Genomic DNA, 21818 nt, shown 5'->3' on the forward strand with positions numbered 1-21818 from the left:
GGTAGCAGCGGCGATGGCGCGGCCGGATGCTCCTGGCCTAGTACAGGGTGCTTGAGGGCCCTGTTCAAGGGGGTTGAGTGCTCTGGGTGTACGCCGTACGTTCAGTGCGTACACCGTACGAACCGCAGCGCCACCCCTACCGAATCGCTGACGAAGGAGCTCCCATGCGGACCGTGCTCATCTCCGGCGGCGGCATCGCCGGCCCCGTCCTCGCCCACTGGCTCCGCCGCCGGGGCTTCGCCCCCACCGTCGTCGAGCGCGCCCCCGGCCCGCGCGCCGGCGGCCAGGCCGTCGACGTCCGGGGCGTCGCGCTCGACGTCATGGAGCGGACGGGGCTGCTGGAGCGGGCGAGGAGCGTACGGACCCGGATGCGCGGCATGTCGGTCCTCGACCCCGAGGGCAACGAGGTCCACCGCTCCACCGAGGCGACCTACAGCAGCGGCCGGCTCGACGGCGAGGACATCGAGGTGCTGCGCGAGGACCTGGTGCGGATGGCCTACGAGCACACCCGCGGGGACGCCGAGTACCTCTTCGGCGACAGCGTCACCGCGCTGGAGGAGGACGGGACCGGCGTGCGCGTCGACTTCGCGCACGGGCCGTCCCGCACCTTCGACCTCGTGGTCGGGGCCGACGGCCTCCACTCCACCGTGCGGCGGCTGGCCTTCGGCCCGGAGGAGCGCTTCTCCCACCACCTGGGCAGCTACCTCTCGGTCTTCGGCGCGGACAACTTCCTCGGCCTGGAGGACTGGCAGACCTGGCTCCAGGGCGACGGCGTGGGCTTCGGCATCATGCCCGTGCGCGGCAACACCGAGCTGAGGATCGCCTTCGGCTTCGAGTCCGCCCCCCTCGCCCCCGGGCTGCGGAGCGCCGAGGCCCTGCGGCGCACGGTCGTGGAGAAGCTCGGGGCGCTGCGCTGGGAGGGCGCCCGGCTGGCCGAGGCGGCCCGGAAGGCCCCCGACTTCTACTGCGACGCGATGGCCCAGATCCGCATGGAGGAGTGGTCGCGCGGCCGCGTGGTCCTGCTCGGGGACGCCGGCCACTGCCCGTCCCCCCTCTCCGGGCAGGGCACCAGCCTGGCCCTCGTCGGCGCCTACGTGCTCGCCGACTGCCTCGGCCGGGACGCGGGCGACCACCGCGCCGCGTACGCCCGCTACGAGCGGCGGATGCGCCCCTTCGTCGACCTCAACCAGGCCCTGGCCACCGAGAACCCCGGCGGCCCCGCCCCCGAGGAGTCCGTCGCCCGCGCCAAGAACGCGATCGCGCTGGACGACTGACCCGGGACGGCCCGCCGCCCGGCCCCCGCCCCCGCCCCCGCTCCCCGTGTTTTATCGGCGGGTGAGGGGCGGGGCCTCTTTGTTACGGTGCCCGGATGGCAACGATCAAGGAAGTCCAGGTCACCATCGACTGCGCGGACCCGGTCCGCCTCGCCGGGTTCTGGTGCGAGGTGCTGGGATACGTCATGCCCTCGGAGCCGGTCGAGGACGGCGTCCAGTACTTCGCCTGCACCGACCCCTCCGGCAAGGGCCCGCGCCTGCTCTTCCAGCGCGTCCCCGAGGGCAAGGCCGTCAAGAACCGCGTCCACCTCGACGTCCGGGCCGGCACCGGACTCGTCGGCGAGGAACGCCTCGCCGTCCTCAAGGCCGAGGCCGAGCGCCTGGTCGCCCTCGGCGCGGTGTGCGACCGCGTGTTGCTCGCCGACGAGGAGAACGAGTCCTGCATCAACATGCGGGACATCGAGGGCAACGAGTTCTGCCTCGACTGACCGCCCCGACTGACCGCCCCGGCCGACCGCCCCGACCGGCCGCCCCGGCAGCACGGTGTCCGGATTCCGCCGGCGGGCGGGGCGGGGAGTGGCGGAGGGTGAGGGGCATGAGCCTCTTCGCCGTACGGGCCGTCGAGCCCGCCGTCCTCGCCGGACTCCGGGTCACCGACGACGCCGGGCGCCCCTGCGCCCCGTACCCCGCCCCCGAGGGCGGCGAACCCCTGCGCTGCTGTCTGCGCCGGGCCCGGGCCGGCGAGCGGATCGCGCTGGTCTCGTACGCCCCGCTGCGCCGGTGGGCGGCGGCCACGGGGGCCGTGCCGGGGGCGTACGACGAGGTCGGGCCCGTCTTCGTCCACGCCGAGGACTGCGGCGGTCCGGCGCCGGAGGCCCCGGGCGCGTACCCCTTCGCCCGCCCGGGCGTCCTGCGGACCGTCCGCCGCTACGACACCTCCGGCCGCATCCTCGGCGGCCGCCTCCTGGAACTCCCCGACGCCCCCGGGGACGCCTTCGAGCACGCCCTGAAGGAGGCCTTCGAGGACCCGGCCGTCGCCCTGGTCCACGTCCGGGCCGTCGAACACGGCTGCTTCCTCTTCGAGGTGCGGCGCCCGTAGACGGGCGGGGCCGGGGCCGGTGGATTCCGCGGGGGCGGTCAGGGGCGGGGACCGGGGGCGGGGGCCGCCTCCGGGGACGAGGCCGGGCGCTCCGCGCCGCCGGCGGGGTGCGCCGCCTCGCCGGTGAGGTGCTTCGCCTCGTCGGCCAGGCGGGTCGCCGCCTCCTGCGCCGCCCGGGCGACGGCGGTGCGGCTGCGGCGGGCGGTGCGCAGGGCGTCCCAGGTGAGGATCGTGAGGGCCAGCCAGACGAGGGAGAAGCCGGCCCAGCGCTCGGGCGGCATCGCCTCGTGGAAGTACGCCACGCCCAGCAGGAACTGGAAGGTGGGGGCCAGGTACTGGAGGAGGCCCAGGGTGGAGAGGGGGACCCGGATCGCCGCCGCGCCGAAGCAGATCAGCGGGATCGCCGTGACGACGCCGGTGGAGGCGAGGAGCGCCATGTGGCCGGCGCCCTCGGAGCCGAAGGCGAGCGTGTCCCGGGAGCCGAGGAGGACCAGGTAGCCGAGGGCGGGCAGGAACTGCACGGCCGTCTCCGCCGCCAGCGACTCCAGGCCGCCGAGGTTGACCTGCTTCTTCACCAGGCCGTAGGCCGCGAAGGAGAACGCCAGGACGAGGGAGATCCACGGCGGGCGGCCGTAGCCCACCGCCAGGACGAGGACCGCCGCGAAGCCGATGCCGACCGCCGCCCACTGGGCCGGGCGGAGACGTTCCTTCAGGACGAGGACGCCGAGCGCGATCGTCACCAGCGGGTTGATGAAGTAGCCGAGGGACGACTCGACGACGTGGCCGTTGTTGACCGACCAGATGTACAGGCCCCAGTTCACGGTGATGACGGTCGCCGCGATCGTCAGCAGGCCGAGCTTGCGCGGCTCGGCCGCCAGCTCCCGCACCCAGCCCCAGCGGCGCAGCACCAGGAGCGCGATGCCGACGAAGACGAAGGACCACACCATCCGGTGGGCCAGGATCTCGCCGGCGGAGGCCGGCTTCAGGAGCGGCCAGTAGAGCGGGACCAGGCCCCACATCGCGTACGCGCCGATGCCGTAGAGCAGGCCGGCGCGGCCCTCGGTCTCCGTGCCGGGTCCCGTGCCCGGGTCCGTGTCCGTGCCGGTCCCGGCCGTTCCTCTCGCGCCCATGAAAGCCTCCCGCCCTGCGCCGCGCTGTTCCGACGAAGGTAGCGCCGCACAGGGCAGGCTGTCATGTGTGTACCGCTATACGGTCATGACCTTTGCCGGGTCGGTCACGCGGCGGCGGCCAGCGCCTCGGCGATCGTGACGCCGATCGGGGTGGTCGGGCGGCCGATCAGGCGCGCCAGGTCGCCGGTCCGGACCGCCAGCGCGCCGCGCGCGATCGCCTCGTCCACGTCGACGAGGATCGCCGCGAAGGGCTCGGGCACGCCCGCGCCCGTCAGGATCTCCAGGTGCGCCGCGGCCGGCACGTTCGTGTACGCGATCTCCCGGCCGGCCCGGGCGCCGACCTCCGCCGCGTACTCGGCCAGCGACCACGCCTCGTCGCCGCTGAGCTCGTACGCCCGGCCCAGGTGCTCCTCGGCCGGGCCGGTCAGCACCGCCGCCGCGGCGGCCGCGTAGTCGGCGCGGGAGGCGGAGGCGATCCGGCCCTCGCCCGCGTTGGCGACGACGGCGCCGTGGGCGAGGACGGGAGCGAGGTTGGCCGTGTAGTTCTCGCTGTACCAGCCGTTCCGGAGGAAGGTGTGCGGCAGCCCGGAGGCGAGGATCAGCCGCTCGGTCTCCTTGTGCTCCGCCGCCAGGTCGAAGTCGGCGTCCGGGCCGCCCAGGACCCCGGTGTACGCGAGCTGGGCCACGCCCGCCGCCTTGGCCGCGGCGATCACGGCGGCGTGCTGCGGCACCCGCCGCCCGACCTCGCTGCCGGAGATCAGGAGCACCCGGTCGCCCGCCCCGAAGGCGTCGGCCAGCGTCTCGGGCCGGTCGTAGTCGGCGATCCGCAGCTCGACGCCGCGGTCCGCGAGGTCCGCGGCCTTCTCCTTGCTCCGCACGACGGCGGCGACGGACCCGGCGGGGACCGACGGGTCCGCGAGGAGGGCGTCGACGACGAGGCGGCCGAGCTGTCCGGTGGCTCCGGTGACGACGATGCTCATGGGGGGTTCCTTCGTTCGGGGCGGACGCCCGGGGGAGGCGTCCGGGGAAAACGGGCGATGCGCTCACCGTACGACCGGCACTAACCAAGGGAAAGTACCCACTTTGAAGTAAGGTACTGATATGGAGGTAAGTGAGAAGGCGACCCCGGGACCCCTGCTGGCCGACGTCGACGGCACCATGTGCCCGTCCCGGCTCGTCCTGGAGCACGTCACCAGCCGCTGGGGCGTGCTCGTCCTGATCGCGCTCCAGGAGCGCTCGTACCGCTTCAGCGAGCTGCGGCGCAGGATCGGCGGCGTCAGCGAGAAGATGCTCACCCAGACGCTCCAGACCCTGGAGCGCGACGGCTTCGTGCACCGCGACGCCAAGCCCGTCATCCCGCCCCGCGTCGACTACCGCCTCACCGCCCTCGGCGAGGAGGCCGCCCACCGCATCCGGGAGCTGGCCCTGTGGACCGAGGCCCGCATCCCCGCCGTCGAGGCGGCCCGCGCCCGCTACGACGAGGCCCGCCGGACGCCGGAGGCGCCCTGACCCGGGCGGGTCAGGGCGCCTTCCGCACGGCGGGCGGCCGGGGGGTCAGCCGACGACCGTCCACGTGTCGCTGCCCGCCAGCAGGCGGGCCAGGTCGCCCTCGCCCTGCTGCTCGACGGCCCGGTCGAGCTGCTCCGCCATCAGCGTGTCGTACACCGGCCGCTCCACCGACCGGAAGACGCCGATCGGGGTGCGGTGGAGGGTGTCCGGGTCGGCCAGCCGCGAGAGCGCGAAGGCGGTGGTCGGGGAGGCGGCGTGCGCGTCGTGGACGAGGATCCGGTCCTCGTTCTCCGGCGTCACCGTGACGACCTCCAGGTCGCCGGTGGCCGGATCGCGGACGACGCCCTTGTCCAGGTCCGCCCCGAAGCGGATCGGCTGCCCGTGCTCCAGACGGATCACGGCCTCCTTGGCCTGCTCCTTGTCCTTGAGGGCGTCGAAGGCGCCGTCGTTGAAGATGTTGCAGTTCTGGTAGATCTCCACCAGCGCCGTGCCGTTGTGCTCGGAGGCCTGGCGCAGCACCTCGGTGAGGTGCTTGCGGTCGGAGTCCACCGTCCGCGCCACGAACGACGCCTCGGCGCCCAGCGCCAGCGACACCGGGTTGAAGGGCGCGTCCAGGGAGCCCATCGGGGTCGACTTGGTGATCTTGCCGACCTCGGAGGTGGGGGAGTACTGCCCCTTGGTGAGGCCGTAGATCCGGTTGTTGAAGAGCAGGATCTTGAGGTTGACGTTCCTGCGCAGGGCGTGGATCAGGTGGTTGCCGCCGATGGAGAGCGCGTCGCCGTCGCCGGTGACGACCCAGACGGACAGGTCGCGCCGGGAGGTCGCCAGGCCGGTGGCGATGGCCGGGGCGCGGCCGTGGATGGAGTGCATCCCGTAGGTGTTCATGTAGTACGGGAAGCGGGAGGAGCAGCCGATGCCCGAGACGAAGACGATGTTCTCCTTCGCCAGGCCCAGCTCGGGCATGAAGCCCTGGACGGCGGCGAGCACGGCGTAGTCGCCGCAGCCCGGGCACCAGCGGACCTCCTGGTCGGACTTGAAGTCCTTCATGGTCTGCCGGGCCTCGGCCCTGGGCACCAGGTGGAGAAGGGGCTCAGCCATCGATGGCCTCCTTGAGGACGGCGGCGAGCTGCTCGGCCTTGAACGGCATGCCGTTGACCTGGTTGTGGCTGCGGGCGTCGACGAGGTACTTCGCCCGGACGAGGGTGGCGAGCTGGCCGAGGTTCATCTCGGGGACGACGACCTTCTCGTACCGCCCCAGGACCTCGCCGAGGTTCTTCGGGAAGGGGTTGAGGTGGCGCAGGTGGGCCTGCGCGATCCGGCCGCCCTCGCGGCGGATGCGGCGCACGGCGGCCGTGATCGGGCCGTAGGTGGAGCCCCAGCCGAGGACCAGGACGGCCGCGCCGTCCGGGTCGTCGACCTCGACGTCCGGGACCTCGATGCCGTCGACCTTGGCCTGCCGGGTGCGGACCATGAAGTCGTGGTTGGCGGGGTCGTACGAGATGTTGCCCGTGCCGTCCTGCTTCTCGATGCCGCCGATCCGGTGCTCCAGACCGGGCGTGCCGGGCACCGCCCAGGGGCGGGCCAGGGTCTCCGGGTCGCGCTTGTACGGCCAGAAGACCTCGGTGCCGTCGGCCTGGGTGTGGTTCGGGCCGGTGGCGAAGGGGGTCCGCAGGTCGGGCAGGTCCGCGACCTCGGGGATCCGCCAGGGCTCGGAGCCGTTGGCCAGGTAGCCGTCGGAGAGCAGGAAGACGGGGGTGCGGTAGGTGAGCGCGATCCGCGCCGCCTCCAGGGCCGCGTCGAAGCAGTCGGCCGGCGTCCTCGGCGCGACCACCGGGACCGGGGCCTCGCCGTTGCGGCCGTACATGGCCTGGAGGAGGTCGGCCTGCTCGGTCTTGGTCGGCAGGCCGGTCGACGGGCCGCCGCGCTGGATGTCGACGATCAGCAGCGGCAGCTCCAGGGAGACCGCGAGCCCGATCGTCTCCGACTTCAGCGCCACGCCGGGGCCGGAGGTCGTCGTCACGGCGAGCGAGCCGCCGAAGGCCGCGCCGAGCGCCGCGCCGATGCCGGCGATCTCGTCCTCCGCCTGGAAGGTCCGCACGCCGAAGTTCTTGTGCTTCGACAGCTCGTGCAGGATGTCCGAGGCCGGGGTGATCGGGTACGAGCCCAGGTAGAGCGGCAGCTCCGCCTGCTTCCCGGCGGCGATCAGGCCGTAGGCGAGGGCCAGGTTCCCGGAGATGTTGCGGTACGTGCCGGTGGGGAAGGCGCGGGTCGCGGGGGCGACCTCGTAGGAGACGGCGAAGTCCTCGGTGGTCTCGCCGAAGTTCCAGCCCGCCCGGAAGGCGGCCACGTTCGCCTCGGCGATCTGCGGCTTCTTCGCGAACTTCTGCCGCAGGAACGCCTCGGTCCCCTCGGTCGGCCGGTGGTACATCCAGGACAGCAGCCCGAGCGCGAACATGTTCTTGCTCCGCTCGGCCTCCTTCCTCGACAGGCCGAACTCCTTCAGCGCCTCGATCGTCAGGGTCGTCAGCGGCACCGGGTGGACCCGGTAGCCGTCCAGCGAACCGTCCTCCAGGGGGCTCTCCGCGTACCCGACCTTGGCCATGGCCCGCTTGGCGAACTCGTCGGTGTTCACGATGATCTCGCCGCCGCGCGGCACGTCGGCGATGTTCGCCTTCAGCGCGGCGGGGTTCATCGCGACCAGCACGTTCGGCGCGTCGCCGGGGGTCAGGATGTCGTGGTCGGCGAAGTGGAGCTGGAAGGAGGAGACGCCCGGCAGGGTTCCGGCGGGGGCGCGGATCTCGGCCGGGAAGTTCGGCAGCGTCGACAGGTCGTTCCCGAAGGACGCCGTCTCCGACGTGAAGCGGTCGCCCGTGAGCTGCATGCCGTCACCGGAGTCACCCGCGAACCGGATGATCACCCGGTCCAGTCGGCGGACTTCCTTCTCCGTGCCGTGGCGGGCCTCCGCCGGGGCGCTGCGCTGCTCCCCGAGCAGGGCCTCGCCGGCCTCGCTACTGACCTGGCTGGTCACTGAACTGGACCTCCCTAGCGGCAAGCGGGACTCTTGGCCCACCCTACGACGGTGAGGGGGCCCTCCCGGGACTTCTCACATGGTGGGCCTCTGTTTGAGACGCCCTTTTGTCCTGTCTTTTCCTGTTGTGCGACTACCCGGAACGCTCCGGAATGTCGCGTTCCGCCTCGTTCTTCCGTCCTAGGACCCCCCTTCGGCGCACCGGGGGCCCGCCGGCTCCCGGACGTCTTCACCTGACAGGGTGTCAGAGAACCGGGGTTCCGGAGCGGGGCGCCGGGGTGTCAGGACCGGAGGTACGTCAGCACGGCCAGCACCCGGCGGTGGTCGCCCTCGCTCGGCGACAGGCCCAGCTTCAGGAAGATGTTGCCGATGTGCTTCTCCACCGCGCCGTCGCTCACCACCAGCTGCTTCGCGATCGCCGAGTTCGTCCGGCCCTCGGCCATCAGACCCAGGACCTCCCGCTCGCGCGGCGTCAGGTGCGCCAGCACGTCCTGCTGCCGGCTCCGCCCGAGGAGCTGCTGGACCACCTCCGGGTCCAGGGCCGTACCCCCCTCGGCGACCCGCACCACGGCCTCGGTGAACTCGCGCACCTCCGCGACCCGGTCCTTCAGCAGATAGCCCACGCCCCGCGTGGAACCGGCCAGCAGTTCGGTGGCGTACTGCTCCTCCACGTACTGCGACAGCACCAGCACCCCGAGCTCCGGGTACTCGGCGCGCAGCCGCACGGCCGCCCGCACCCCCTCGTCCGTGTGCGTCGGAGGCATCCGTACGTCGGCCACCACCACGTCCGGCAGGGCGCCCTCGTCCGCGAGCTCCGCGACCGTCTTCACCAGCGCCTCGGCGTCCCCGACCCCGGCGACGACCTCGTGGCCCCGGTCCGTCAGCAGCCGGGTCAGCCCCTCGCGCAACAGCACCGAGTCCTCGGCGATCACCACGCGCACCCGGCCCGCCGCCTCTCCCACACCCACGATCCGTAGCCCCCAAGTTCCCCGCTCGGCCTTTCCCGTGACCTGATCAGCATCGCAGGAAAGGCCGCGCCGGGGGCGAGGCCGGGGATTACGGCCGGATTCCGGCCTCGCGGGCCGGGGGCGGGGCCGGTGCGGGCGTGTCGGACGCCCGCCGGACCGCCGGACCGCCGGGCGTGTCGGGCCGTGGGGCGTGTCGGGCCGTGGGGCGCGCCGGGCGGCGTGTCGGGCCGAGGGGCGCGCCGGGCCGTCGGGCGCGTCAGGCGCGCCAGGGCAGCTCCGCCGTGACCGTCGTCGGGCCGCCCGCCGGGGAGTCCACCGCCAGGACGCCGTCCACCGACCGCAGCCGCTCCGCGAGACCGCGCAGCCCCTGGCCGCGCGCCGGGTCCGCACCGCCCACGCCGTCGTCCCGCACCTGGACCATCAGCCGCTCGTCCGACCGCCACACCTCCACGGAGGCCCGCCGCGCCCGGGCGTGCCGGGCCACGTTCTCCAGCAGCTCCGTGACCGTGAAGTACGCCAGGCCCTCGATCGCCGGCACCGGCCGCGCCGGCAGGTCCACCGTCACCGCCACCGGCACCGGGGACCGCCCCGCCACCGACGACAGCGCCGCGTCGAGCCCCCGGTCGGTCAGGACCGCCGGGTGGATGCCCCGCGCCAGGTCCCGCAGCTCCTTCAGCGCCAGCTTCACCTCGCCGTGCGCCTCGTCCACCAGCGCCGCCGCCGCCTTCGGGTCCCGGTCCAGGGTCTCCCTCGCGAGCCCCAGGTCCATCGCGAGCGACGCGAGCCGCGCCTGCGGCCCGTCGTGCAGGTCCCGCTCGATCCGCCGCAGGTCCGCCGCGGCCGTGTCCACGGCCGTACCCCGCTCCGACTCCAGCTCCGTCACCCGCTCCGCCAGCCGGCCCGGCCCCAGCAGCCCCGCCACCAGGAGCCGGTCCACCGCCGTCAGCCCCCGCACCACCGGCGGCCACAGCAGGACGAAGACCAGCCCGATCAGGCAGGTGACGCCCGTCTCGAAGGGCGAGTCCAGGTACAGGGCGTGGGTCTCGTCCCCGTACAGCTGGATCCCGTCCTGGCCGAGGTACGCCGGGAAGACCCACCGCCACGCCGGGTAGGTGAACAGGCCCCAGCCCCACGAGAAGAAGACCAGCGACACGGAGAACGAGAACACCGCCCACGGGAAGTGCACCAGCGCGTACAGCAGGTGCCGCCAGGCCGACCCGCTCCGCAGCGTCGCCGTCATCCAGGAGAACGCCCCGCCCGTCCGCCCCCGCACCGGCTCCGGCGCCGCCACGTCCGCCCCGAGCAGCCCCCGCACCCGGGCCCGCTCCACCGCGCCGAAGCCCCGGCACACCGCCAGCGACGCGGCGAGCACCGGCACCCCGAGGAAGGTGATCAGCAGCCCGAGCCCCGCCGAGGTCAGCGAGACGGCCAGCGAGAACCACAGCACGCTCAGCGGCAGCCCCACCAGCGTGAAGAGGAAGGCCCGCCAGGTCCGCCCCTGGAAGGGGGCGCGGAGCGCGGAGGGAACGAGCGGCGAGTCCATCGGAACGTCCTTCTCGGGAGGGGGCTGACGCGTACGGCTCCAGGGTTCCGCCCGGCACCCCCGCGCCACCATGAGGCGGGTCGGCGTCTGCCGAGGGGGGTTAACCCCACCCCCTCCGACGGGACCGCCCACCGGGGCGGGCGGCATCCGTCGGGCCGGGGCGGCGCCCGTCAGGCCGTCGCCCCGGCCGCGTCCGTCGAGCCGCCGCTCGCCCGTGTCCGTCAGGCCGCCGCCCGGCCCCGCCACGGCAGTTCCGCCGTGACCACCGTCGGGCCGCCCTCCGGGGAGTCGACGACCAGCAGGCCGTCCACCGCGCCCAGGCGCTCCGCGAGGCCGGCGAGTCCCGTGCCGGCGCCGTCGAGCCGGGCGCCGCCGCGGCCGTCGTCCCGGACCTGGAGCAGCAGCCGGTCCTCCGTCCGCCACACCTCCACCGAGGCCGTGCGGGCCCGGGCGTGCTTGGAGACGTTCTGGAGCAGCTCCGAGACCGTGAAGTACGCGATCCCCTCGATCGCCTCCGCGGGACGCTCGGCCAGGTCCACCGCCACCGTCGCCGGGACCGTGCACCGGCCCGCCAGCGAGGACAGCGCCGCCCCGAGCCCCCGGTCGGTCAGGACCGCCGGGTGGATGCCCCGCGCCAGGTCCCGCAGCTCCTGGAGGGCCAGCTTCACCTCGCCGTGCGCCTCCGCGACCATCGCCGCGGCCGCCTCCGGGTCCTCGTGCAGCTTCTCCTTCGCCAGCCCGAGCCCCATCGCCAGCGCCACGAGCCGCGCCTGCGCCCCGTCGTGCAGGTCCCGCTCGATCCGCCGCAGGTCCGCCGCGGCCGTGTCCACGACCACGCCCCGGTCCGACTCCAGCTCGGCGATCCGCCGCTCCAGCTCGTCCGACGGCGAGAGCAGCCCCCGCACCATGCCCCGGTCCGCCGCCGCCAGGCCCCGCGCGATGAACGGCAGCACCGGCCACAGCGCCACCAGCGACACCAGCGTCACCGCGAAGGTGACCACGCCCCACGGCAGCCGGATCAGCCCGTACAGCTGGGCCCGCCAGCCCACCGGGTCCTTCAGCCGCGCCCACAGCCACGGCAGCCCGCCCCCGCCGCGCGGCAGCGGCGACGGCTCGGCGACGTCCACCCCGAGCAGCCCGCGCGCCCGGGCCCGCTCGGACCGGCCGATCCCGCGCGCGCCCGCGAGCCCGGCCGCCAGCAGCGGCAGGCCGATCACGGTGACGGAGAGGGCGACCCCGACGAGCACGCTGGTCACGGCGTAGACGAAGCCCACGAGGGCGGCGGGCAGGTTGAGGAGGAGGAAGGAGATCTCCTTCCAGGTCTCCTTCCCGTACGCGGTCCGCCGCCGCTCCGGCGCGGCGGCGGGCGCGCGTCCGGGTGCGGCGGTGGGTACGGCGGCGGGGGAAGGAGGGGACGGGTGATCGGCGGTCATGCCCCCAGCCTGCCGTCCCGCGCGCCCTGCGGGCCATGGGGGAGGTGGGTGTCGGACCCGGGGGATAACCCCACCCGCGCCTGCTTACGCTGTTTTTAACAGGGCCTAGACTCGCGTGCGTGAAAACGGCAGCGAGGGACTGAGGGGCGGCGGACGTGCGGGAACCGACCGTAGTCGCGGCGGACTATTTCGATACGTACTCCGTCGTCGGCCTGCTCGCCGTCGTCGGCGTGCTCTTCGTGGCGGTCGCCTTCGGCGCCGGCCGGCTGCTCCGGCCCGTCGTGCCGACCCCGGAGAAACTCCTCACCTACGAGTGCGGCGTCGACCCCGTGGGGGAGGGCTGGGCCCACACCCAGGTCCGCTACTACGTCTACGCCTTCCTCTACGTGATCTTCGCCGTCGACTCGATCTTCCTCTTCCCGTGGGCGACGGTCTTCGCCGCGCCCGGCTACGGCGCCACGACCCTGGTCGAGATGTTCGTCTTCCTCGGCTTCCTGGCCGTCGGGCTGCTCTACGCGTACAAGAAGGGCGTCCTGGCATGGACGTAACACCCGCACCCGAGGGGAGCGCCGTGCCCCTGCCCGCGCCGAAGCTGGGCACGCTCTCCCGCCTCGCCCCCGAGCCCATGAAGGTGGTCCTCAACTGGGGCCGCCGCTACAGCCTCTGGGTCTTCAACTTCGGCCTCGCCTGCTGCGCGATCGAGTTCATCGCCGCGTCCATGGCCCGGCACGACTTCATCCGGCTCGGCGTGATCCCCTTCGCGCCCGGCCCCCGCCAGGCCGACCTGATGATCGTCTCCGGCACGGTCACCGACAAGATGGCCCCGGCCGTCAAGCGCCTGTACGAGCAGATGCCCGAGCCGAAGTACGTCATCTCCTTCGGCGCCTGCTCGAACTGCGGCGGCCCCTACTGGGACTCGTACTCCGTCACCAAGGGCGTCGACCAGATCATCCCGGTCGACGTGTACGTCCCCGGCTGCCCGCCCCGCCCCGAGGCGCTCCTCCAGGGCATCCTCAAGCTCCAGGAGAAGATCGCCCGCGAGAGCCTGGGCGAGCGGTACGGCACGACGGCACCGGCCTCGGTCTCCCAGCTCACCAGCCCGCTGGTCACCCCGCCGCCGGGAGGCGACGACCGATGAACCGCTACGACTCCCTTCCCGAGGCCGTGACGGACCTGTTCGGCGACGAGGCGGCGGCGGAGCGGGCGTACGACCTGCTGACCGTCGACGTCCCCGTCACGGAGTGGCTCGACGCGCTGCGGACCGCCCGGGACGAGCTGGGCTGCACCTACTTCGACTGGCTGAGCGCGGTCGACGAGCCCGGCACCGGCTTCCGGATCTGCGCCCACGTCGCCGCCGTCGGCGACGGCGCCCCCCGCCGGCTGCTGCTGCGCACCACCGTGCCGCACGAGGCCCCGTCGCTGCCGACGGCGATCGGCGTGTACGCGGGCGCGGCCTGGCACGAGCGCGAGACGCACGAGATGTTCGGCGTCGTCTTCGAGGGCCACCCGAACCTCACGCCGCTGCTGCTCCCCGAGAACTTCGAGGGCCACCCGCTGCGCAAGGACTTCGTCCTCGCCGCCCGGGTCGCCAAGGCGTGGCCCGGCGCGAAGGAGCCGGGCGAGTCGCACGACGGCGGCCCCAAGCGCCGCCAGATGCTGCCGCCCGGCGTCCCCGACCCCAACGAGTGGGGCCCGCTGAAGGGCCAGCTCCCGCCGGCCCCCGAGCGCCCCGCCCGGGGCGCCGCCGCCGACCGCCCCCGCCGCGCCCGCACGGCGGCGGAGGGCTCGGCGACCCAGGACGCCCCGGTCCGCCGCACCCGCACGGCATCGGCGGGCTCCGCGAGCCAGACCGCCCCGGCGGCCCCCGAGGCGGGCACCCGCCCGCCCCGCCGTACCCGCTCCGCCTCGGAGGGCTCCGCGAGCCGGCAGGCCGCGCCGGCCCCCGAGGCCCCGGCCGCCCCGCGCCGCACGCGCAGCGCGAGCCAGGGATCGGCGAGCCAGCAGACGCCGACGGCCCCGCCGGAGGCCGGTGAGGCCCCGGCGGCCGCCTCGCCGCCCCCGCGCACCCGCAGCTCCGACGCCCCCTGGCACCACGCCGTCCCGGCGTTCGACGAGCCGTCGAAACCGACCGCACCGGAAGGCGAACCCCCGCCCGCCGAGCCCGCGCCGGTTCCCGAGCCCGCGCCGGACGCGAAGCCCGACGGCGCGCCCGGCACCGAGCCGGAGTCCGACCCCGAGACCCACCCCGGCCTCACGACCCACCCCGACCCCGACCCCGCCGGAGGCGATCCGCGTGACTGACGCACTCGACGTCGCCGTCCGGCTGCTGCTCGTCTTCGCCGCGTTCCTCGTCCTGCCGCTCGTCGTCGGCCAGACCGAGCACAAGGTGATGGCCCACATGCAGGGCCGGCTCGGACCCATGTACGCCGGCGGCTTCCACGGCTGGGCCCAGCTCGTCGCCGACGGCGTGAAGTTCGCGCAGAAGGAGGACGTCGTCCCGAAGGACGCCGACCGGCGGGTCTTCCGGCTCGCGCCGGCCGTCGCCCTCCTCCCGTACCTCCTCGTCCTCGTCGCGATCCCGGTCGCACCGGGCTCCGTGGGCGCGGTCGTCGACGCCGGCGTCTTCTTCGTCCTCGCCGTCATGGGCGTCGGCGTGCTCGGCAGCCTGATGGCCGGCTGGGCGTCCGCCAACAAGTTCTCGCTGCTCGGCGGCCTGCGCACCGCCGCCCAGCTGCTCGCGTACGAGCTGCCGATGCTGCTCGCCGCCGCGTCCGTCGCGATGGCCGCCGGCACCGTCTCGCTCACCGGAGTCCTCGACGCCTTCGCGTGGTGGTGGGTGCCGTGGCAGATCGTCGGCGCGCTCGTCTTCTTCGTCGCGGGACTCGCCGAGCTCCAGCGCCCGCCGTTCGACATGCCGGTCGCCGACTCGGAGATCATCTTCGGCGCGTACACCGAGTACACCGGCCTCCGCTTCGCGCTCTTCCTGCTCGCCGAGTACGCGGGCATCGTCGTCCTCTGCGGCCTCACCACCGTCCTCTTCCTCGGCGGCTGGCACGGCCCCTGGGGCGAGGACGGCCTCGGCTGGTTCTGGACCCTGCTGAAGACGGCGGTCCTGGCCTTCGTCGTCATCTGGCTGCGGGTCTCCTACCCGCGCCTGCGCGAGGACCAGCTCCAGAAGCTGGCCTGGACGACGCTCGTCCCGCTCGCCCTGGCGCAGATCGCGCTCACCGGCATCGTGAAGGTGGCGATCAACTAAATGGCTCCGATCCCCGGCTCCGGCCTCGCCAAGGGCCTCGCCGTCACCCTCCGCACCATGACGCGCAAGAGCGTCACCGCGCAGTACCCGGAGGCGCAGCCCGAGCTGCCGCCCCGCTCCCGCGGCGTGATCGCGCTCTTCGAGGAGAACTGCACGGTCTGCATGCTGTGCGCCCGCGAGTGCCCCGACTGGTGCATCTACATCGACTCGCACAAGGAGACGGTCCCGCCCGCCGCTCCCGGCGGCCGCGAACGCAGCCGGAACGTCCTCGACCGCTTCGCCATCGACTTCTCCCTCTGCATGTACTGCGGGATCTGCATCGAGGTGTGCCCCTTCGACGCCCTCTTCTGGTCGCCGGAGTTCGAGTACGCCGAGACCGACATCCTGGAGCTGACCCACGAGCGGGACAAGCTCCGGGAGTGGATGTGGACCGTCCCCGAGCCGCCCGCGCTCGACCCGGCGGCCGAGGAGCCCAAGGAGATCGCCGCCGCCCGCAAGGCCGCCGAGAAGGCCGCCGCCCAGGCCGCGGCCGCGCAGCGGCAGGAGGGCGACGCGTGAACCTCGCAGCCCCCGGCTTCCTGTCGCCCTCCGGCGTCGAGGTCGCCTTCCTCCTCGTCGGCCTCGTCACCCTCGGCGCCGCGGTCGTCTCCGTCACCACGCGGCAGCTCGTGCACGCCGCGCTCTGGCTCGTCGTCGCGCTCGGCGGCCTCGCCGTCGAGTACCTCCTGCTGACCGCCGAGTTCATCGCCTGGGTCCAGGTGCTGATCTACGTCGGCTCCGTCGTCGTCCTGCTGCTCTTCGGCCTCATGCTCACCAAGGCGCCGATCGGCCGCTCCCCGGACGCCGACTCCGGCAACCGTCCGGTCGCCCTGGCCGTCGCCGTCGCCGCCGCGGCGGCGCTCGTCTGGGTGGTCGTGGACGCCTTCCGCACGACCTGGATCGAGCTGGACGGACCCGCGCGGGGCTCCACCGGCGTGACCGGCGAGATCCTCTTCCGGCACTGGGTGCTGCCCTTCGAGGCGCTCTCCGTGCTGCTGCTCGCCGCCCTGGTCGGCGCCATCGTCCTGTCCCGCAAGAAGCCGGAAGGGGAGCGGGACTGATGCACCTCGCCTACCCCGCCGTCCTCGCCGCGCTCCTCTTCTGCGTCGGCCTGTACGGCGTCCTCGCCCGCCGCAACGCGATCCTGGTCCTGATGTCGGTCGAGCTGATGCTCAACGCCGTCAACCTCAACCTGGTCGCCTTCGACGTCTGGCTCCGCGACGCCCTCCACGCCGGCCAGGCCCTCACCCTCTTCACCATCGCCATCGCCGCCGCCGAGATCGGCATCGGCCTCGCCATCGTCCTGATGGTGTACCGCAACCGGGGCACGTCCGACGTCGACCGCCTCCGCGACACGGCGGAGGCCCGGCACGGCGCCGACGAGACCGACGAGAAGGCCGAGGCCGCCGCGTGACCACCACGACCCTCGCCGTCCTCGTCCCCGTCCTGCCCTTCCTCGGCGCCGTCGCCGGCCTCGCCGCCGGCCGCACCGCGCCCGGCTTCGTCCGCCCGCTCGCCGTCCTGCCGACGCTCGCCGCCGCCGTCCTCGCCGTCCTCGTCGCCGTCCGCCAGGGCGGGAACACCGTCATCGAGGCGGCCACCGAACTCACGCCGACCGGCTCCGTCCCGATCACGCTCGGCGTCCACATCGACGGCTTCGCCGCCCTCGTCGCCGTCCTCGTCGGCGTCGTCGCGAGCTGCGTGCAGATCTACTCGACCGGCTACCTCCGCGAGGACCCGCGCTACCCCTCGTACGCGGCCCTCGTCTCCCTCTTCACCGCCGCGATGCTCCTCGTCGTCTACTCCGGCGACCTGATGGTGCTCCTGGTCGGCTGGGAGATCATGGGCATCTGCTCGTACTTCCTCGTCGGCCACTACTGGGAGACCCCCGAGGCGCGCTCCGCCTCCCTGAAGGCGTTCCTCGTCACCAAGCTCGGCGACGTCCCCTTCCTCTTCGGGCTCTTCGCGCTCGCCGCCGACGCCGGCACCTTCCGCATCGACGGCATCCTCTCCACCGTCGCGAGCGGCGGCCTCGACCACCCGACCGCGGTGGCGCTGCTGCTCCTCGCCGGCGTCGCGGGCAAGTCCGCGCAGTTCCCGCTGCACACCTGGCTCCCCGACGCCATGGCCGGCCCCACCCCGGTCTCCGCGCTCATCCACGCCGCCACCATGGTCGCCGCCGGCGTCTACTTCGTCGCCCGGCTCCTCCCGGTCTTCGCCGCCTCCGCCGCCGCGCTGACCGTCCTCGCCGTGATGGCCGCCGTCACCATGGTCGGCTCGGCGCTCGCCGCGCTCGCCCAGGACGACATCAAGCGGGTCCTCGCCTACTCGACGATCGGCCAGCTCGGCTACATGGCCGGCGCGCTCGCCGTCGGCGACCGGGGCGCCGCCGTCTTCCACCTCCTGTCGCACGCCGCCTTCAAGGCGCTGCTCTTCCTCGCCGCCGGCGCGGTCATCCACGCCGCCGGCACCAACTCGCTCACCGCCATGTCCCGGATGGGCGGCCTGGCGAAGCGGATCCCCGACGCGTACTGGACGATGACCGTCGCCCTCCTCGCGCTCGCCGCGATCCCGCCCTTCGCCGGCTTCTTCTCCAAGGAGGCCGTCCTGGTCGCCGCCGAGCACACCGCCCTCGGCGACCGCCCCGGCGTCCCCGCCGGGGCCGGCTGGACCGTCCTCGTCGCGGGCCTGCTGACCGCCCTCCTCACCGCCGCGTACGCGCTCCGCCTCTGGCTGCGCGCCTTCCGGGGGAGGGGCGCCGAGGCCCCGGACCTCCCCCAAGCTCTCGGCTCCGCTCGAGCAGGGGGGACCCCCATCCGCCAGCCGATTGCCATGACGAGCGTCCTGTGGATCCTCGCGATCCCCTCCCTCGGCTTCGGTCTGAGCGCGCTCGTCCTCGACGACTGGTTCGACGGCGAGAGCCTCCTGCCGACCCTCACCACCGCCGTCCTCGGCACCGGCCTCGCCGTCGCCGGCGGCGCCGTCACCTACGCCGTCTGGCGGAGCCTCGCCGCCCGGGCCGTCCCCCCGGTCCCGGCCCCGCACGTCGCCCACCCGGACGCCGAGGCCGGCCTGGTCGAGGCCGAGGCGCTGCACCTGCCGCACCCCGCCGAGGACCCGGCCGACCCCGGCCGCGCCCTCCTCGGCCCGCTGTACGGCCCGGCCGCCGCCGGCTTCCACCTGGACGCCCTCTACGCCAAGGTCTTCGTCCGCCCGGTGCTCGGCGCCGCCTCCCTGGTCCGCTTCCTGGACCGCGAGGTCGTCGATACCTACGTGAGCGGCGCCGCCGGCACCGCCAAGGGGCTCGGATGGCTGGTCCGCCGCGCCCAGACCGGCAACGTGCAGACCTACCTCAGCGCCCTGCTCGCCGGCTCCGTCGTCCTGGCGATCGCCGCCGTCGCCCTCGCCAACGCCTTCGCCGGAGCGTGAGCCGTGATCGATATCAGCGAATCCGTGATGCAGTTCCTCCTCGCGTTCCTCGTCGTCGTGCCGCTCCTCGGCGCCGCCGCCGCGCTGCTGCCCGCCCCGCCCGGCCTGAAGGGGAAGTCGCCCGAGCAGGCGGTGCTCCGCCACGGCGTCACCGTCACCGGGGCCGTCCTGCTCGCCGCGATCCTCCTCGCCCTCGGCTTCGACCACGACCACCCGTCGCGGATGCAGGCGACCACGGACATCAGCTGGATCAGGGCGCTGGACGTGCGGATCCACCTCGGCGTCGACGGCATCTCGCTCCCCCTCCTGCTGCTGACGGCGCTGCTGACCTTCCTCTGCGCGCTGTACTCCTACTTCAAGCGGCCCGCGGGCCCGTCCCCGAAGGCGTTCGTCGCCCTGCTGCTCGTCCTGGAGGCCGGCACCCTCGCCACCTTCGCCGTCCTCGACCTGGTGCTCTTCTTCCTCGCCTTCGAGATGGTCCTCATCCCGATGTACTTCCTCATCGCCCGCTGGGGCGGCGAGGGCCGGCGGGCCGCCGCCGGGAAGTTCATCCTCTACACGCTGCTCGGCTCCGTGGTCATGCTGCTCGGCCTGCTCCTGATCGGGATCAAGGCGGGCACCTTCGACATGGTGGCGCTCGCCACCGACAACGGCCGCGGACTGACCACGTCCGTGCAGGTCACCGCGGTCCTCGCGATCGGCGTCGGGCTCGCCGTGAAGACCCCGATGTGGCCGCTGCACTCCTGGCTGCCGGACGCCCACACCGCAGCCCCCACCGTCGGCTCGGTCCTCCTCGCCGGCGTGCTCCTCAAGATGGGCACGTACGGCTTCGTCCGCATCGCCCTGCCGATCGCCCCCGACGGCATGCACACCCTCGCCCCCTACCTGGCCGCCTTCGCCGCCGCCGGCATCGTCTACGGCTCCCTCGCCTGCCTGGCCCTGGCGCGGCCCGGCGCCAAGGGCGACCTCAAGCGCCTGATCGCGTACTCGTCCGTCGGCCACATGGGTTTCGTCCTCCTCGGCATCGCCACCCTGACCCCCACCGGCGTCAACGGCGCGCTCTTCGCCAACATCGCCCACGGCCTCATCACCGGCCTGCTGTTCTTCCTCGTCGGCGCGGTGAAGGACCGGCACGGCACCGCCGACCTCGACACCCTCGCCGGGGCCACCGGCGCCGCCCTCTACGGCCGCGCCCCCCGCCTCGGCGCCCTCCTCGCCTTCGCCGCCGTCGCCTCCCTCGGCCTGCCGGGCCTGGCCGGCTTCTGGGGCGAGATGCTCGCCCTGTTCGCCGCCTTCGACCCGGCCGAGGGGCTCAGCCGCCCCGCGTACCTCGTCTTCATGGCGCTCGGCGGCCTCGGCACCCTGCTCACCGCCGCCTACCTGCTGATCGTGGTCCGCCGCGTCTGCATGGGCGGCCCCCGCCCGGCCGGCGAACCGGAGCTCGCCGACGTCCAGCCGTACGAGCTGGCCGCCTGGACCCCGCTCGTCGCCCTCACCGTCCTCGCCGGGCTCTGGCCCGCGGTCCTCCTCGGCCTCACCGACCCGGCCGTCCAGCAGCTCCTCGCGGGAGGCACCCAGTGATGACCGCCGACGCCTCTCTCGTCCAGTCCGTCGACTGGCTGACGATCGCGCCCCCGACCCTCACCGCCCTGGTCGCCCTCGGCGTCCTCGTCGCCGACCTCTTCGTCCCCGCCGCGCGCAAGCAGCTCCTCGGCTGGATCTCGATCGCCGGCCTCGCCGCCGCCCTCGTCCTGCTGCTGCCGCTGCGCGCGGGCGACCGCGCCACCTTCTGCCTCACCGCCGGCGCCCAGACCGACAGCCACGCCCAGACCACCGGGTGCAGCTACACCGCCGACACCTTCACCCTGGTCATCCAGCTCCTCGTGCTCGGCGGCGCCCTGCTGACCGCCCTGCTCTCGCTGCCCGCCACGCGCGCCAAGCTCCCGGCCGGCGAGTTCTGGTTCCTGCTGCTGTCCTCCGCCGCCGGCGCCGCCCTGCTGCCCGCCTCCCGCGACCTCGCCACCCTCGTCGTCGCCCTGGAGGTCGCCTCGCTGCCCGCCTTCGCGCTCGTCGGCCTCAAGCGCGGCGACCGGCGCTCCGGCGAGGCCGCCCTCAAGTTCTTCCTCTCCTCGGTGACCGCCACCGCCGTCACCCTCCTCGGCGCGAGCTTCGTCTACGCGGCCACCGGCACCCTCCACCTCACCGAGATCGCCGCCCGCCTCGACGACGTCCCCGGCCGGCTCCAGACCCTCGCCGAGGCCGGCGTCGCCCTCGCCCTCGTCGGCTTCGCCTTCAAGGTCGCCGCCGTCCCCTTCCACTTCTGGGTCCCCGACACCTACACCGGAGCCCCGCTGCCCGTCGCCGCCTACCTGTCGGTCGTCGGCAAGGCCGTCGGCCTCACCGGCCTCATCCTGGTGACGGTCGTCGCCTTCCCCGCGTACGCCGACGTGTGGGGCCCGGCCCTCGCCGTCCTCGCCGCCCTCACCATGACCGCCGGAAACGTCGCCGCGCTCCGCCAGGACCCCGCCCGCGACGGCAGCGCCGTCCGGCTGCTCGCCTGGTCCTCCGTCGCCCAGGCCGGCTACCTCCTGGTGCCGATCGCGGCCGCCGCGTACTCCGGCGACGACCAGATCGGCGCCACCGTCGCGTACGCCCTCATGTACGCCGTCGTGAACCTCGGCGCCTTCGCCGTCGTCGCCCTCGTCGCCCGCACGCACCCCGGCAAGCGGATCGCCGACCACGCGGGCCTCTACGCCGCCCGCCCCGCCGCCGCCCTCGCGTTCGCCTTCTTCCTCCTGAATCTGGCCGGTTTGCCCCCGGGTATCATCGGGCTCTTCGCCAAGGTGACCGTGTTCTCGTCGGCCGTCGACGCGGGCCTCGGCTGGCTGGCCGTGGTCATGGGCGTCAACGTCGTCATCGGCCTCGCGTACTACCTGCGCTGGACGGCCCTGCTGTTCCGCACGCCGGAGCACGCCGCCGGAGGCACCGGGCACCGGGCCCCCGCGCCCGTCACCCTGGCGATCGCGCTGACCGCCGCGGCCGGAGCCGTCCTGTCGGGTTACCCGCAGTTCGCCCTCCGGTTCGTGACGGCCGGCCTGTTCTGACCCCCC

The 21818-nt window shown here is 74.0% G+C and carries 21 protein-coding genes; 14 read left to right on the forward strand and 7 right to left on the reverse strand.

Features of this window, described 5'->3' with window-relative positions:
- The first annotated feature begins 164 nt into the window (after window positions 1–164).
- The 3 genes from AB0E83_RS05805 (at window position 165) to AB0E83_RS05815 (ending at window position 2373) form a co-directional block, all read left to right on the forward strand.
- Window positions 165–1274 (forward strand): FAD-dependent monooxygenase, encoded by a 1110-nt coding sequence (locus AB0E83_RS05805; protein WP_362106442.1) that lies wholly within the window; start codon window positions 165–167, stop codon window positions 1272–1274.
- 95 nt (window positions 1275–1369) lie between these two features.
- A complete protein-coding gene (locus AB0E83_RS05810) occupies window positions 1370–1762 on the forward strand; it encodes a VOC family protein (protein ID WP_362106445.1) in 393 nt (130 codons plus the stop codon).
- 107 nt (window positions 1763–1869) lie between these two features.
- Entirely contained in the window at window positions 1870–2373 is a 504-nt protein-coding gene (locus tag AB0E83_RS05815; protein WP_362106447.1) for a DUF1203 domain-containing protein, read from the forward strand.
- Between the two features lie 38 nt (window positions 2374–2411).
- Here AB0E83_RS05815 and rarD read toward each other — a convergent pair whose 3' ends face one another.
- On the reverse strand, window positions 2412–3503 hold the full coding sequence (rarD, locus tag AB0E83_RS05820) for an EamA family transporter RarD (protein WP_362106449.1): 1092 nt from the start codon (window positions 3501–3503) through the stop codon (window positions 2412–2414).
- Between the two features lie 104 nt (window positions 3504–3607).
- The gene (locus tag AB0E83_RS05825; RefSeq protein ID WP_362106452.1) at window positions 3608–4483 is read right to left on the reverse strand and encodes an NmrA family NAD(P)-binding protein; all 876 of its coding nucleotides are present in this window, start codon (window positions 4481–4483) and stop codon (window positions 3608–3610) included.
- Between the two features lie 121 nt (window positions 4484–4604).
- On the opposite strand from AB0E83_RS05825, the gene AB0E83_RS05830 reads away from it, so the two are divergent.
- Window positions 4605–5012 carry a helix-turn-helix domain-containing protein gene (locus tag AB0E83_RS05830; RefSeq protein WP_362106455.1) on the forward strand — a complete coding sequence of 136 codons (408 nt, stop codon included), beginning with the start codon at window positions 4605–4607 and terminating at the stop codon, window positions 5010–5012.
- Window positions 5013–5057: 45 nt separating this feature from the next.
- Here AB0E83_RS05830 and AB0E83_RS05835 read toward each other — a convergent pair whose 3' ends face one another.
- The 5 genes from AB0E83_RS05835 to AB0E83_RS05855 all read right to left on the reverse strand — a co-directional run bounded on the left by AB0E83_RS05835 (window position 5058) and on the right by AB0E83_RS05855 (window position 11984).
- Window positions 5058–6110 carry a 2-oxoacid:ferredoxin oxidoreductase subunit beta gene (locus tag AB0E83_RS05835; protein WP_362106456.1) on the reverse strand — a complete coding sequence of 351 codons (1053 nt, stop codon included), beginning with the start codon at window positions 6108–6110 and terminating at the stop codon, window positions 5058–5060.
- Window positions 6103–8040, reverse strand: a complete 1938-nt coding sequence (locus tag AB0E83_RS05840; RefSeq protein WP_362106458.1) for a 2-oxoacid:acceptor oxidoreductase subunit alpha — start codon at window positions 8038–8040, stop codon at window positions 6103–6105. The genes AB0E83_RS05835 and AB0E83_RS05840 overlap by 8 nt, the downstream gene beginning before the upstream one ends.
- A gap of 281 nt (window positions 8041–8321) precedes the next feature.
- A complete protein-coding gene (locus tag AB0E83_RS05845; RefSeq protein ID WP_362106595.1) occupies window positions 8322–8981 on the reverse strand; it encodes a response regulator transcription factor in 660 nt (219 codons plus the stop codon).
- A 283-nt stretch (window positions 8982–9264) separates the two neighbouring features.
- The gene (locus AB0E83_RS05850; protein ID WP_362106461.1) at window positions 9265–10551 is read right to left on the reverse strand and encodes a sensor domain-containing protein; all 1287 of its coding nucleotides are present in this window, start codon (window positions 10549–10551) and stop codon (window positions 9265–9267) included.
- Window positions 10552–10772: 221 nt separating this feature from the next.
- Window positions 10773–11984 carry a sensor domain-containing protein gene (locus AB0E83_RS05855; protein ID WP_362106464.1) on the reverse strand — a complete coding sequence of 404 codons (1212 nt, stop codon included), beginning with the start codon at window positions 11982–11984 and terminating at the stop codon, window positions 10773–10775.
- A gap of 155 nt (window positions 11985–12139) precedes the next feature.
- Between AB0E83_RS05855 and AB0E83_RS05860 the strand changes: the two genes are divergently transcribed.
- From AB0E83_RS05860 to AB0E83_RS05905, 10 genes are read left to right on the forward strand one after another with little or no spacing between them, the layout of a single operon-like run.
- Window positions 12140–12532 (forward strand): NADH-quinone oxidoreductase subunit A, encoded by a 393-nt coding sequence (locus tag AB0E83_RS05860; RefSeq protein WP_031009254.1) that lies wholly within the window; start codon window positions 12140–12142, stop codon window positions 12530–12532.
- Complete coding sequence (locus AB0E83_RS05865) at window positions 12523–13122, forward strand: NADH-quinone oxidoreductase subunit B family protein (protein WP_362106467.1); 600 nt, start codon at window positions 12523–12525, stop codon at window positions 13120–13122. The genes AB0E83_RS05860 and AB0E83_RS05865 overlap by 10 nt, the downstream gene beginning before the upstream one ends.
- On the forward strand, window positions 13119–14285 hold the full coding sequence (locus tag AB0E83_RS05870) for an NADH-quinone oxidoreductase subunit C (protein WP_362106470.1): 1167 nt from the start codon (window positions 13119–13121) through the stop codon (window positions 14283–14285). Before AB0E83_RS05865 ends, AB0E83_RS05870 begins: the two co-directional genes overlap by 4 nt.
- On the forward strand, window positions 14278–15240 hold the full coding sequence (locus tag AB0E83_RS05875) for a complex I subunit 1 family protein (RefSeq protein ID WP_362106473.1): 963 nt from the start codon (window positions 14278–14280) through the stop codon (window positions 15238–15240). Before AB0E83_RS05870 ends, AB0E83_RS05875 begins: the two co-directional genes overlap by 8 nt.
- Window positions 15241–15798 (forward strand): NADH-quinone oxidoreductase subunit I, encoded by a 558-nt coding sequence (locus tag AB0E83_RS05880; protein WP_362106476.1) that lies wholly within the window; start codon window positions 15241–15243, stop codon window positions 15796–15798.
- Window positions 15795–16340, forward strand: coding sequence for an NADH-quinone oxidoreductase subunit J (locus AB0E83_RS05885; RefSeq protein WP_362106479.1), 546 nt, complete (start codon window positions 15795–15797; stop codon window positions 16338–16340). Before AB0E83_RS05880 ends, AB0E83_RS05885 begins: the two co-directional genes overlap by 4 nt.
- Entirely contained in the window at window positions 16340–16693 is a 354-nt protein-coding gene (gene nuoK, locus AB0E83_RS05890) for an NADH-quinone oxidoreductase subunit NuoK (protein WP_362106481.1), read from the forward strand. The genes AB0E83_RS05885 and nuoK overlap by 1 nt, the downstream gene beginning before the upstream one ends.
- Window positions 16690–18708, forward strand: a complete 2019-nt coding sequence (locus AB0E83_RS05895; RefSeq protein ID WP_362106487.1) for an NADH-quinone oxidoreductase subunit L — start codon at window positions 16690–16692, stop codon at window positions 18706–18708. The genes nuoK and AB0E83_RS05895 overlap by 4 nt, the downstream gene beginning before the upstream one ends.
- Before the next feature lie 3 nt (window positions 18709–18711).
- Window positions 18712–20289 carry an NADH-quinone oxidoreductase subunit M gene (locus AB0E83_RS05900; RefSeq protein WP_362106490.1) on the forward strand — a complete coding sequence of 526 codons (1578 nt, stop codon included), beginning with the start codon at window positions 18712–18714 and terminating at the stop codon, window positions 20287–20289.
- Window positions 20289–21812 carry an NADH-quinone oxidoreductase subunit N gene (locus tag AB0E83_RS05905; protein ID WP_362106493.1) on the forward strand — a complete coding sequence of 508 codons (1524 nt, stop codon included), beginning with the start codon at window positions 20289–20291 and terminating at the stop codon, window positions 21810–21812. Before AB0E83_RS05900 ends, AB0E83_RS05905 begins: the two co-directional genes overlap by 1 nt.
- Window positions 21813–21818: the final 6 nt, after the last annotated feature.

Origin of the sequence: Streptomyces sp. NPDC035033 (assembly GCF_040636735.1) — a bacterium.
Classification (GTDB): domain Bacteria; phylum Actinomycetota; class Actinomycetes; order Streptomycetales; family Streptomycetaceae; genus Streptomyces.

Coding starts and splice junctions, on each gene's coding strand:
- AB0E83_RS05870 (WP_362106470.1), top strand. CDS start 13,119: ATGAACCGCTACGACTCCCTTCCCGAGGCCGTGACGGACCTGTTCGGC.
- AB0E83_RS05810 (WP_362106445.1), top strand. CDS start 1,370: ATGGCAACGATCAAGGAAGTCCAGGTCACCATCGACTGCGCGGACCCG.
- AB0E83_RS05830 (WP_362106455.1), top strand. CDS start 4,605: ATGGAGGTAAGTGAGAAGGCGACCCCGGGACCCCTGCTGGCCGACGTC.
- AB0E83_RS05805 (WP_362106442.1), top strand. CDS start 165: ATGCGGACCGTGCTCATCTCCGGCGGCGGCATCGCCGGCCCCGTCCTC.
- AB0E83_RS05865 (WP_362106467.1), top strand. CDS start 12,523: ATGGACGTAACACCCGCACCCGAGGGGAGCGCCGTGCCCCTGCCCGCG.
- AB0E83_RS05825 (WP_362106452.1), bottom strand. CDS start 4,483: ATGAGCATCGTCGTCACCGGAGCCACCGGACAGCTCGGCCGCCTCGTC.
- AB0E83_RS05850 (WP_362106461.1), bottom strand. CDS start 10,551: ATGGACTCGCCGCTCGTTCCCTCCGCGCTCCGCGCCCCCTTCCAGGGG.
- rarD (WP_362106449.1), bottom strand. CDS start 3,503: ATGGGCGCGAGAGGAACGGCCGGGACCGGCACGGACACGGACCCGGGC.
- nuoK (WP_362106481.1), top strand. CDS start 16,340: ATGCACCTCGCCTACCCCGCCGTCCTCGCCGCGCTCCTCTTCTGCGTC.
- AB0E83_RS05880 (WP_362106476.1), top strand. CDS start 15,241: ATGGCTCCGATCCCCGGCTCCGGCCTCGCCAAGGGCCTCGCCGTCACC.
- AB0E83_RS05905 (WP_362106493.1), top strand. CDS start 20,289: ATGACCGCCGACGCCTCTCTCGTCCAGTCCGTCGACTGGCTGACGATC.
- AB0E83_RS05855 (WP_362106464.1), bottom strand. CDS start 11,984: ATGACCGCCGATCACCCGTCCCCTCCTTCCCCCGCCGCCGTACCCACC.
- AB0E83_RS05815 (WP_362106447.1), top strand. CDS start 1,870: ATGAGCCTCTTCGCCGTACGGGCCGTCGAGCCCGCCGTCCTCGCCGGA.
- AB0E83_RS05835 (WP_362106456.1), bottom strand. CDS start 6,110: ATGGCTGAGCCCCTTCTCCACCTGGTGCCCAGGGCCGAGGCCCGGCAG.